Origin of the sequence: Mycobacterium sp. 1081908.1 (assembly GCF_001673535.1) — a bacterium.
Lineage (GTDB): Bacteria > Actinomycetota > Actinomycetes > Mycobacteriales > Mycobacteriaceae > Mycobacterium.
Window position 1 is genome coordinate 65,554 of record NZ_LZLY01000143.1, and the last position, 11,563, is coordinate 77,116.

The following is an 11,563-nucleotide window of genomic DNA, read 5'->3' on the forward strand; positions in this document are numbered from 1 at the left end:
TCGCAGTTATCCGCCCTCGTAAACCCAGGCATTCCCGCTCCGTCTGTAGCCGAACTTTGCTGCATTCTGGTTCAAGAAATTGATTTCGAAAGCCGAGAAAGATTCCCTACGTATGCGTGCGACGTCATCGACACTGTTGAAGCCGTCCGGCAAGATGTACTCGATCCTGGATACATGGTTCTCCATCTGGTTGCGGAGGAACGCCTCATTCGGCCCCCAAGCGAGACTCTGCGTGTCTGCCTCACTAAGCCCGTCGGTAAGCGCAGCCCACGCTGGTCGACCGGTGTCGTAATAGATGCCGCCATTTTCTCTAGCTTCGCCGATGTATCCACGCTCCTGGCCGTCCCACTTGCCTAGAACTACTCGATCTGGGTTGTCACCAATGTAATGAGTCGCCATGTCAGCGAATTGCCCGCTGAGGCCCGTGGTCGGTTCTCCATGCGCGAACGCGTAGTAGAGATCCTGCCCGGCCTGGTCTGCGAACGGCTGGTATTTGATGGGCTGATCGAAGCCGACCGGCACATGCGGCAAATGCGTTGGGCCGTAATCGATTGCGGCGGCGGCATCAAAGTCGGCCAGTCGGCCGATGCCGGCCCCTTCGCCGCCGAAAAGCAGCCCGGGCAAGGCGTAGGCGCCGTCGGACGCTTTGCCGCCCAAGTAGTAGGCGGGGCTCGGTGCGTCAAAGAAGTTCTTGACTTCGCCGATCCCCGTGCCGATCGGGTTTGCGGCACTCTCGACGGTGCCCTTGAGCATCTGCTGCCATGACTCGAGCACGCCGGGCGCTCCGGGGCCTCCGACCCCGAGGAGGTTATGGATGCCTTGTTCGGTGGCAAACCAGCGGTCGGCGAACCCTTCGCCGAATCCCGGTGGTGGCACGGGCTTCGGCTCGGGGGGAACGTAGTTCGGCATCCCGTTGTCGATCCACTGCTGGGTCCGGCCCACGATGTCGTTCAGGCGGGCCTCGATCTGCTCCGGCGGCACACCGTCGCGGATCATCGATTGGCGGGCCATCGTCTTGAAGCTCTCCACGTCCGCGGGTTTGAGCTGTGGCGGCGGGCCGGGAACAACGGGTTGATTGAGCCGATTCAAGAGGTCGGGCAGGCTGCCCGGTGTCGGCTGGTCGCCCTGACCGCCCGTCGGCTGCTTGTCCGTGGGCATCAACAGGTCTTGCAGCGACGGTGGCTTGCCCGTAGTGCCGCCGGCCGCACCGGGCGCATCAGACGGCGACCCGTTACCGCTTCCGGGATCTGCGGGGCCGGCGGGAACCAGCATGTCTTGGAGCGACCGCGGCTTCCCAGGAGCAGACTTCGGCCGCCCTGGCGATGGCGAACCGTCGGTAGGCGGATGACCGCCGGCGCCCGACGGGACCTCGCCTACAGCGCTTCGGATCGCGGCGGCGAGCTCCTGGTCAGCGCTTTGAGCATGGACCTTCAACAGGATCAGCCGATCCTGTAACAGCTGCTGCTTTGCGGCGAATTCGATGGGATCGCGCCCAATCCAGGTGTCGCCCACGTCTATTCGCCAGTCCGGGGTAATCGTCCAGCCGTTGGCATCGGCTGCCCGCTCGATGTCGGCCAGCTCGTTCTTGCACGCCCGCACATCCGCCTCGGCCCGTGACACCGCCGCGGCTACCTGCCTGGACTCCTGACCGTCAGCCTCGATGTCGCGGCGAGCCTTGCCCAAGTCGGCGCGAAACGCCTCCCCAGCTTCGCCTTGCCAGCCGCTGAGGACGTTATTGACCTGCTGCAGGTTGTCCCCCAACCGCTGCAAGGTATTGGCACGCCCGTTGGCCGTCTCGAACACCTGCTGGATCGCGCCGAGGTCCCAACGCTTGACGTCATATGGGGTCAACGCCCCCACGAGCTACCTCTACTCCCGCAACGACCTGAAAGCTTGCGCCGACTCGTCCTCGTTCGTGACGTAGCGGAACATCGCCTCGGCCACGTGCGACCCCAACCCGTCTACCTGCAGTTGATGATGGTCGTGCCGGATTTCCCACCGCGCCGCCAGCTCGCCCAATGCAAACTGCGAGGATCCGATCCATCCGGGCGCGGCCTCGGCCAGGACGTCTTCGTGGAGCACGAATTCCAGAGCGGCCTGACCGACCGCGTTGAACATGTCGTTGCTGCCGACGTGCAGGGCGGCAGGATCAACCTTCAATTCATCGCCCACGATGGTCCCCCTTCTGCATCGCGCTCGAAATACTAGCCCGTTCCAGGGTCCCGCGCCCTTCACCTTTTGGCGATCAACGGCTTCGCCTTGCGGCTGGCTCGGGCACGGTAGCGTTGGGACGATGCGCTTCCAGGGGCCGGGTGCAGTGCTGGCGGAAGTGCTCGCGGCCGGCGTCGTGCTGGTGCAATGCACCGCCGCGCCGCAGCACGCGGCCCCGCCCTCGCCGTCCGCAACGTCGTCATGGTCGGCCGCCGCGTCCTCGTCGCCGAGCGCACCGCCGGCGACGGCCGGTGCGACCGTGGAGCCGGTCAGCACCGCCGAACTCGGCACGACCTGGCGGCCGGGTTGCCCCGTCGAACCGGAGCAGCTGCGCCGCGTCGACGTGGACTTCGTCGGTTTCGACGGCCACACCCACCGCGGCCAGCTGGTCGTGAATGCGGAGCTGGTGCAGGACGTCATCGCGATCTTCGAGAAGCTTTACCGTCTGGGCTATCCCGTCGAAAAGATGCAAACGGTCGACCATTACGCGGACGCGGACGACGAGTTGTCGATGGAGGACAACAACACGTCGGCGTTCAACTGCCGGCTCATCCCCGGAACCGACGAATGGTCGCCACACGCGTACGGACGGGCGATCGATATCAACACGCTGCTCAACCCGTGCCTCTACGCCAGCGGGTATTTCGAACCGCGCAACGCCGCGGCTTACCTGGACCGCACCCGCACCGACCCCGGGCTCCTACACGTCGGCGACCCGGCGGTGCGCGCCTTCACCGATCGCGGCTGGCGCTGGGGTGGCGAATGGACGGCCCCCCTCGACTACCAACACTTCGAGCGACCCTGAAACCCTCTAGAGGCCCAACGCCCGGGCCGCCGCCGTCGCCACTTCACCACGCAAATCCGAGATCGGCTCACTGCCCCGCGTATGGATCGAGTTCGCAAGCAGGACCACGTAGGTATCTGAGCGCGGGTCGATCCAGACCGACGTGCCGGTGAAGCCGGTGTGGCCGAAGCTACCGATGGGAAAGCTCGCGCCGCGGGCCATGGAGAGTGGCGTATCGATGTCCCAACCGAAGCCGCGCAGGTTTTGCCCCGCGATCGCCGGATAGTGCGGGGCGAGAAGCGAATGTGTCGCATTCGGCCTCATCGCGACGGCCTGTCTGGTGGCATCGTTGGCCGCCTGCAATTGCCCAGGCGTGTGGCCCGGTTGCTGGGGAGCCGTCATCGCCTCCAAAGTCGTTCGGGTCAGCGGGAATTCGCTCGGGCGGCCCGCAAGCCGATCGAGCAATGCCTGCGCATAGATGCCGATGTCGTGTGCCGTCGAGAACACACCAGCGTGCCCGGCCACTCCCCCCATGCGTCGCGCCGTCGTGTCCTGCACCGTGCCACGCAGCAGGTAGTCAAGATCGGGATTCTTCGGCGGGTCGCCCCTGCCCTCTTCATCGCGCGACGTGGGCGCGATGCGCGGCAGCAGGCCGGTGCTCCAGGCGCCCGCGGGGCACGCGTCCCCCGTTGAATCGGGAGCCCACCCGATCGCCGCTCCCCTCAGCGTGTGCGCACCACAGGCCTTGGCCGCGGGGAGATAGCGGGTGTCTTCCAATCCAAGCGGCGCGAATACGTGATCGGCGACGTATTCGTCTTCCGGCTCGCCGGTGAGTTTCTCGATGAGCGCGCCAAGCAGGATGAAGTTGATGTCGGAGTAGCGGAAGGCCCCGCCGGGATCCGACTCCAAGGGCGTCGTGAGCGCACGATGCACGCCTTCGGCTTTGTCCGCGCCGTCCAGTCCCCATGGGTCTTTGAGTTCGACGTCACCCGTCTCGCCCGAGGTGTGCGTCAGCAGCATGCGAACGGTCACCTTCGCGCGCCGCGGGTCGTTCGCCTCGTTGAAGTCCGGCAAATACTGCTGCACGGGATCGTCGAACTGAACCTTGCCTTGTTCGTAGAGCTGCATGACGGCCGGCGCCGTGGCGAGGATCTTCGTCAACGACGCCATGTCGAAGATCGTGTCCTCGGTCATCGGCTCGGCCGGCACGGGCGACCCGTCCAGCCCGGGTTCGCCCGCGAGCTTGCGCGAGCCGTAGGCCTGGTGGAAGGCGACCTTGCCGGCATGCCCGATCACGACGACGGCGCCCGGCAGCCTGTTAGCCGCGATCGCATCGTTGATCAGCTTGGAAACCGTTCCGAAATCGGCTGCGGGAGCCGCATCGGGGGGCTTGGACGCCGGTGGAACGCTGGGCGCGGGCGCGGGCGCGGGCACAGGAGCGGGGGCGGCGACCGGCACCGGCGTCGGCTGCAAACTCTCGGTTACCGCTGTGTGCGACGCCTCGCCGCGCGAGCAACCCGCCACGAGCGCAAGCACGGCGACTCCAACGGCGATGGCCTTCCGCTTACCGAAGGCGACGCCGCTGAGCGAGCTGTCGACGTTCACGTCATTCCCCTGTGTCGGCCGGTGCCCATTATCGTGCCCTCCCGATAACTGCGTCACGCACGCGTCCCCGCGCCCGGTCGAGCCGGGCCGCGGCCTCGGCCGCGTCGACGCCGGCGAGCAGCGCGACGATCGCGGTCTTGGCGTGACCGCCCGCGGCGGCGAGCGCTGAGGCCGCGGACTCTTCGTCGACGCCGGCCGCGTCGCGGACGATCCGCACGGCGCGGCGGCGCAGCTTGGCGTTGGTGGCGCGGACGTCGACCATCCGCGGTCCGTAGGCCTTGCCGAGCCCGATCATGACGCTGGTCGACAGCGCGTTGAGCGCCACCTTCTGCGCGGTCCCGGCGGTCAGCCGGGTGGAACCGGCGAGCACCTCCGGTCCGGTCGGCAGCTCGATCAGCACGTCGGCGGACGCCTCGCTGCCCGGATTGTTGACGATCGCGACGGTCAGCGCCCCCACCGCGCGCGCGTGCTCGAGCGCGCCAAGCACGTACGGCGTCCGGCCTGACGCCGTGATCCCGACGAGCGCGTCGGCCGCGGTCAGATCGGCGAGATCCGCGGCGTCGAACGCGTCCTCCGCGCCCTCGATCGCCTCGGTCAATGCCGCACTCCCACCGGCGATTACGCCGCGCACCAGGTCGGTGCCGAACGTCGGCCCGCACTCGGCCGCGTCGAGCACTCCCAGCCGCCCCGGCGTCCCGGCACCGGCATAGACCAGGCGGCCTCCGCGCTCCAGCCGCGCGACGATGGCCTCGGCCGCCGCCGCGATTCGTGGCACCGCCGCCGCGACCGCGCCATGCGCCTCGCCCTCGGCGGCGACGAGCAGCGCCACGACCTCGCCGATGGGCCTCCGGTCGAGGTCGTCGAGGCCGGGCCGCACGGCTTCGGTGGCGAGTGCGTCGAGGCCCTGCCACGCACCGGCCGCGTGCACTCGGATCACATGCGGCTCGTGAATCGCGCCGAGCCGCAGCGCGCCGTCGAGCGCGTCACCCGCGGGCGGGATGAGGTCGAGCCGTTTGCGCAGCGCCGCCACCCCCGCCAGGCCACCGACCATCGCGACCGGCCCATCCCCGGCCGCGCGGGCGGTCGCGGCGAGCGCGTCGGCGGCGGCGCTGACGATCGCCGACGCCACCGGGTCGTCTTCCGCGGCAACGACATTGGGCGCGAACGACGCTAGCGCCGCGGCGTCGGCGAGCTGCGCCGGCCAAGTTTTCGGCGCGCCGAATCGGGCGCGGGCCGCGTCCAGCAGCGCGGTGGACGGTCCGCGGCCGTCGTGGGCGCGCAGCGCCGCACGCAGCCCGGCGGCGCCGATCCACGCGCCCCCACCCTCGTCGCCCAGCCACGGGCCCCAGCCGTCCGCCGTGCGCGACGCCCCGTCCGCGTCAATCGCGAGCGCCACGGCTCCCGTACCCGCGATCAGCACGACGCCCGGCTTCCCGTCGAACGCGCCGGCGTGGGCGATCACGGCGTCGCTGGTCACCGCGACGCGCTCCGCCCGCAGCGACGCTAGCAGCGCCTCGGCCAGCGCGCGGGCCGCGTCCGGCGCCGCCTCCGCCCCGGCCGCGCCCACGATCACCTCGTCGACCGGGCCGAAATCTCGCGCGACGGCCAAGATCGCCGCCTGCGCGGCCCGCACTCCGCCGGGCGCCGCGAGGCCCGGCGCGCCCGGCCCCTCGGCCCTCCGGCCGCCGACCGACGCCCGACACGACGTCTTGCCCAAATCGATGGCGAGGATCATCGGATCGCTCGCGTCAGTGCACGAGGCCAAGTTCCTGGTCGATCTGCGCCCAGTATCGGGGGCCCGTCGGGGTGAGCAGGATCCAGTCGTGAACCTGCCCCTGCGCCAGCACGAAGCCCATCGGGTTCCCGCCGGCCAGGGCCGCTTGCTGGAGGGCAAGCGTCTCGTTATAGAGCGAATCCAGCGAGCCCGAGTAGACATACGTCGGCGGAAGCCCGGTAAGTGACCCATACAGCGGACTCACCCGGTAGTCGGTCACCGGAAGGTTGTTCGCCCACACCCTGCCGATCTGACCCCCGTCGTGCGCCAGGTCCAGCCAGGGGGACAACAACACGATCGACCCAGGGACGGGTTGAGTGTGGGCCACCAGGTATTCGGCGGACGCCAGGGCGAGGTTTCCGCCCGCGGAGTCGCCAATCACGCTGACGTGCGAGGCGCCGTGCGCGGCGATCTGCGAGGAGATGAAGTTGGCCATGTTGGGCACCACCGTGCCCGCGGTGCCGCCCTGCTGCAGCAGCGGGTAGATCGGCACCTCGATAGTCGCGCCGGTCTGGTAGGCCATCACCGTGTAATCGATCCAGTGGAAGATCGACGGCGGCAAGATGAACGCCCCGCCGTGAATCGCCACCACATAGTCGCCGTTGGGATGCGCCGGGGTGATCTGCACGACCGGCATCCCGTTATAGGTGGTGTGCTGCACCGTTTCCCCGAGCAACGCCGGCAACAACGGCGGGGGGTTGTTGGTCCCGATGACACCAGTTAGCGGATTGTCGCCGGTAAGCAGCGCCAACAGCGGTGAATTCGGGTCCGCGAACAGAACGTTGAATTCCTGGGTGAATCCGGCCGGCAGCGTCGTCGGGAGCTGCTGGATTTCCTGCTGCGCACCGAGCAGCGCCTGCTCAAGGGTCGCCAACGGCGACACGTTGGCCGCCTCGGCGGCGGCGTACGCGCCGGACGCGCCGCTCAGTGCCTGCACGAACCACTTGTGATAAGCCGCCGCCTGCGAGCTGAGCGCCTGATAGCCCTGGCCGTGGGCGGAGAACACGGCCGCGATCGCCGCGGAGACCTCGTCCTCCGCCGCCGCCAAGACCCCCGTGGTGGCACCCGCAATGCCCTGGTCCGCCGTCGCCACCAGCGAGCCGATCGAAGCCACGTCCGTGGCCGCGGCGGACATCACCTCTGGCAACGCAACAACATACGACACCGCGCAGCTCCCATTACCGATCGCCGAATAGCCAGAGCCTATGCCCGCCCCGCGGACTCACGTGGGCGTTTGCGGGACTATCCCCGTCGGGTGACCGCGTCACGAACCCGTCGCCGACCGAACGACAGCAGCCGGACGAGCGCAAAGACCACGAATCCGGCGACCAACCCAACCACCGCGGATACTCCGGTGTCGACCAGCCAGCCAAGCACCGCACCAAAAGACTTGACGCTGTACCGAACCTGATCGTCGGCATGGTGGAGCAGGCCACTCGGCGCGTGCCAACCGAGGCGGTCGCCGCCCGCCAACAGAATGTGGCCGCCGACCCAGAGCATCGCCAGCGTCCCGACCGCTGAGAGCGCTGAAAGCACTCGGGGCATCCCCGCGACGAGAGACCGGCCGGCCCGTTGCCCGAAACCGAATGTCGTCTCCGTGAGGTGCAGGCCGACGTCGTCCGTCTTCACGACGACGGCGACTCAACCGCGGGATTCGACGCCGCCGAGACGTCGTCACCCCGCATCGCCCGGAGGCGCCGGGGTCGTAGGACTCGTTGGAGTCGCAGGACTCGTCGGAGTCGCAGGACTCGTCGGAGGTGCGGAACTCGTCGGAGTCGCAGAACTCTTTGGAGGTGCGGAACTCGTCGGGGTCGCAGAATTCTTTGGAGGCGCAGAACTCGTCGGGCTGATGGGGCTCGTAGAGCCTGTCGGGCTGGTAGGGGTCGTGGGCGTGGTGCTCGCCAGGCCGGGGCCTTCGCCGCACCAGTCCGCCACATCTTTCGGGTACTGCTCGAGCGGCGGAGGACAGCGCTGCCCGGGCGGGAAATTGGCGCCGGCGTTGAGCAGGTCGCAGGGCACGTAGACCTGCTTGCCCTTGGGGGTGTTGGTCAGACATTTCGTCGGCGGCTCGCCATGGGCCTGGACGGGAATAATGGCCGCCGCCACCACCGCGCCGAGCGCCAGAGCAAGGCGGCGATAGGTCATGAGAGCTCCTCTTGCTTGCTGCGAAAGTTTCGTGCACGGCTGACATCACGGTCGTACGACGATTAAAGCCGCTCACCCCAGGCACAATCCAACCCATCGGTCTCTTGACGCAGTTGGGCGGGTACCTAATTCGTGCACTTTGAACAGCACATTCTTGGTGGAGCTGCCGGGAATCGAAGACGCATATAAAGCGCCTGAGCTGCGTAGATGCTACACGGGACTACATGACTCGACATGGGCAAAGATGCCTGAACAGGCAGTTGTGCTGACCGCCGTCAGCACACAAAGCAAGGGTCTGGTCAGCTATCTCCGTTGCCCCATTCGTCGCCCAGCACCAATCGAATGGCGACGATTGATCCGGTCAGTGCGCCCCAAGTGAAGTCGCTCGACACGTCCAAGGCTAGAACGTCTTCGCCGATTCGTTCCTCGACTGCCCGCATAGCCTTCTCGACCTGCTCTAAGACTTCCGGTTCCGTACCTTCCCAGAGAGCGTCTCCAAACGGCGGCTTTCTCCCGTACCAGAGGCGGTCGTACAACTCATCCTCCTTCGCCAGAATGTCGGAGATACGACGAAAGGTGGAGACGCGAACGTCATGCTGGAACGCAACGTCTTGACGCTTCGCGATGAGATCGCGCAACTGAGGAAGTTCCCACACCCGGATACGAAATCGCGGGCTGTTATTCCGAATGTAGTTGTCGATCCACGTCTTTGAGCCATTAGTTAGGTATCCCGAAACCATGAAGAGCAGAACCGCAGGCCGCTCGGCTTCTGCCCAGGCAACCGCGTTGGCGAGTGCATCTGGCGGCACCCCGCGCTCGTAGTGCTTGCAGTCGATGAACCAGACGTCGCTGTACGCATGTCCATCGACATCTGCCTGCACTCGCTCCGCGACGATGTCACGACCTTGGTCTGCCGGTGAACTTGCCAGCGGCGTCCCTTTTCGCCAATCGACGTTAGTAAATCCAGCGGCGGCGACAAGGTCGAAGCAAAACGCTTCAAAGTCGGTGGGCGACAAGTCTTCGAAGCTGACCGAGCCGATCAGGTCAGAGGGGTCAGGGTCCGGGAAGTCCACTTCAACGTCCGGCTCGGCATCTCCCTCGTCGCCGTCTGCCGGTTTGGTGCCCTCTACCGGTTGTCCATTGCCTGCGTCGGCTCCGCCGTCATCTGCCACGGAGCTATTCGAGCATCCGACCACCAGTCGGGTCTATCGCGGCCATTGCCTCAAAACTAAAGAATTGAAACAACACTAGCGGGAACGATTGGGCGTCAGAAAGCCCCAGCTCGACGTGTCTCAGAAGTTGACTCAAAACATACGTCTCATATTGACATATTCTGAGACTTTTGAGACACTTTCGCTATGGCAATTAGTACCGCACTCGTCGCGACGGGGACCCAACTCGGCTATGCCCGCGTCAGCACCGGGCATCAGAGTCTCGACCAACAAGTCGATGCGCTTACGGCTGCGGGCGTCGATTCGGCTCGCGTGTACAGCGACAAGCTGTCGGGCACCTCCACGCGGGAGCAGCGTCCCGGCCTGGCGGCCCTGCTGGATTACGCCCGCGAGGGTGACGCCATCGTTGTGGTTGGGATTGATCGTCTGGGCCGCAACGCGGCTGAGGTCATGACGACCATTAGGGAACTTGGCGAACGCGGCATCGTGCTGAGGTCTCTGCGGGAGGGTATCGACACGTCCAACGCAGCGGGCCGCATGGTGGCGGGTGTGCTGGCAAGCCTTGCCGAGCTTGAACTGGAACTCGGTCGCGAGCGGCGGGCTGCTTCGCGAGCGGCACGTCGTGCTCGCGGCCAGTCGATAGGCCGCCCGAAGGCTTTGAGCGACGAGAAGGTGGCGCTTGCTCGCAGGATGCACGCGAGCGGCGAACCGGCCAGCACGATTGCCTCCACTCTCGGCGTGAGTCGTGCGACGCTCTACCGAGCGATCTCGGACTGAGTCGGCGCAATGGCGCGTATGAATGGGCCAGACGAACTCGACCTAGCGCTGCTTGACGCATTGCATACCAATCCCCGCGCAACCTTCGACGACCTGGGCCGGGTTCTGGGAATCTCCGGGCCAACGGTCGCACGGCGGTGGCGCAAGCTGGCCACAGCGGGCCTTGCGTGGGTGTCCTCGGCCTTCGGTCCTGCTATGTCGTTAGTCGGTGGACTATTGCTAGCCGAATGCGAACCGGGCGCTGCTCCCAGCGTCGCCAAACAGTTAGCTTCGGTGCCACAGGTTTTCAGCGTTCACATCACTACTGGTCGCTACAACGTCTACGCGCTAGTGCTTGCTGCCGACGACATGCGACTGGCGCATCTGCTAGTCGATGCCCTCCCTCGGACGGTGGGCATTCGGGCGGTCGAGACGGCAAGCGTCGTTCATCTATTCAGTGGTGTCGATTGGCGTCTCGGTGCCATCTCGGCTGCACAAACTAAAGAGGTGGCCAAGCCCGCCGGCCCCAGCGTGCCTCGCCAGTTCGACGACTTCGACCGACAGATTTATCTCGCATTGCAGTCAGACGGGCGGATGAGCTACCGCGACCTGGCCGCGAATGTTGGTACAACGGAGCTAGTCGCCCGCCGCCGAACTCAACTCCTGGTGCGGTCGCAGACTCTCACGTTTCGCACGGACTTCGCCCGAGCGGCAGCAGGTTGGCCTATTAGCGTCGTGCTCCTGTTGCGTGTAGACGCCGACGTAGCCGTAGCCGATGTCGGGCGAGAACTCGCCGCGTGGCCGGAAATCCGGGTGTGCGCTGCCGTGCTCGGCGGCGATGCACAACTCTTTGTGACAGTGCAAGTCCACCACCTCAGCGCCATGGAGGGAATCTTCTCGCGATTGCGGGAGGCCTGCCCGGGCCTCGTCGTGCTCACCAGCAGGGTGGTGCAACGCCCCGTCAAGTCCTACGGACGGCTTCTCACCACGGACGGATTCGCAGCTGGCATAGTGCCTGTCGATCCCTGGGCCGACCCCCCTTCTGACTATAAACTTCAAGATCCCTCGTAGTTTTCACGATTTCCATCATTTTCGAAGAGGTGAGTCGGCAAGCCC

The 11,563-nt window shown here is 66.3% G+C and carries 10 protein-coding genes and 1 pseudogene; 3 read left to right on the forward strand and 8 right to left on the reverse strand.

Features of this window, described 5'->3' with window-relative positions:
* Nucleotides 1-6: 6 nt before the first annotated feature.
* Both A5655_RS23700 and A5655_RS23705 read right to left on the reverse strand, forming a co-directional pair.
* Nucleotides 7-1,860 carry a WXG100 family type VII secretion target gene (locus tag A5655_RS23700; protein ID WP_067014397.1) on the reverse strand — a complete coding sequence of 618 codons (1,854 nt, stop codon included), beginning with the start codon at nt 1,858-1,860 and terminating at the stop codon, nt 7-9.
* Nucleotides 1,861-1,869: 9 nt separating this feature from the next.
* Complete coding sequence (locus A5655_RS23705; protein WP_231999258.1) at nt 1,870-2,172, reverse strand: RNA 2'-phosphotransferase; 303 nt, start codon at nt 2,170-2,172, stop codon at nt 1,870-1,872.
* 121 nt (nt 2,173-2,293) lie between these two features.
* Between A5655_RS23705 and A5655_RS23710 the strand changes: the two genes are divergently transcribed.
* Nucleotides 2,294-3,016 carry a M15 family metallopeptidase gene (locus A5655_RS23710; RefSeq protein ID WP_067014400.1) on the forward strand — a complete coding sequence of 241 codons (723 nt, stop codon included), beginning with the start codon at nt 2,294-2,296 and terminating at the stop codon, nt 3,014-3,016.
* Nucleotides 3,017-3,022: 6 nt separating this feature from the next.
* Here the strand turns inward: A5655_RS23710 and A5655_RS23715 are convergent, their stop codons facing one another.
* The 6 genes and pseudogenes from A5655_RS23715 to A5655_RS23735 all read right to left on the reverse strand — a co-directional run bounded on the left by A5655_RS23715 (nt 3,023) and on the right by A5655_RS23735 (nt 9,691).
* Nucleotides 3,023-4,531, reverse strand: coding sequence for a serine hydrolase domain-containing protein (locus A5655_RS23715; protein ID WP_082978852.1), 1,509 nt, complete (start codon nt 4,529-4,531; stop codon nt 3,023-3,025).
* A gap of 97 nt (nt 4,532-4,628) precedes the next feature.
* Nucleotides 4,629-5,528: an N-acetylmuramic acid 6-phosphate etherase gene (gene murQ, locus A5655_RS29475; protein ID WP_369807243.1), complete on the reverse strand. Its 900-nt coding sequence runs from the start codon at nt 5,526-5,528 to the stop codon at nt 4,629-4,631.
* Between the two features lie 84 nt (nt 5,529-5,612).
* Nucleotides 5,613-6,335 (reverse strand): annotated as a pseudogene (locus A5655_RS29480) (BadF/BadG/BcrA/BcrD ATPase family protein); the annotation flags it as partial.
* Between the two features lie 13 nt (nt 6,336-6,348).
* Entirely contained in the window at nt 6,349-7,539 is a 1,191-nt protein-coding gene (locus A5655_RS23725; protein ID WP_082978844.1) for a PE domain-containing protein, read from the reverse strand.
* 77 nt (nt 7,540-7,616) lie between these two features.
* On the reverse strand, nt 7,617-8,003 hold the full coding sequence (locus tag A5655_RS23730) for a DUF808 family protein (RefSeq protein WP_067014405.1): 387 nt from the start codon (nt 8,001-8,003) through the stop codon (nt 7,617-7,619).
* Between the two features lie 815 nt (nt 8,004-8,818).
* The gene (locus A5655_RS23735) at nt 8,819-9,691 is read right to left on the reverse strand and encodes a restriction endonuclease (RefSeq protein ID WP_197508787.1); all 873 of its coding nucleotides are present in this window, start codon (nt 9,689-9,691) and stop codon (nt 8,819-8,821) included.
* Nucleotides 9,692-9,877: 186 nt separating this feature from the next.
* On the opposite strand from A5655_RS23735, the gene A5655_RS23740 reads away from it, so the two are divergent.
* Together A5655_RS23740 and A5655_RS23745 are read left to right on the forward strand one after the other, a co-directional pair.
* On the forward strand, nt 9,878-10,468 hold the full coding sequence (locus tag A5655_RS23740) for a recombinase family protein (RefSeq protein ID WP_067014408.1): 591 nt from the start codon (nt 9,878-9,880) through the stop codon (nt 10,466-10,468).
* An 18-nt stretch (nt 10,469-10,486) separates the two neighbouring features.
* Nucleotides 10,487-11,518 carry an Lrp/AsnC family transcriptional regulator gene (locus A5655_RS23745; RefSeq protein WP_197508788.1) on the forward strand — a complete coding sequence of 344 codons (1,032 nt, stop codon included), beginning with the start codon at nt 10,487-10,489 and terminating at the stop codon, nt 11,516-11,518.
* Nucleotides 11,519-11,563 lie beyond the last annotated feature (45 nt).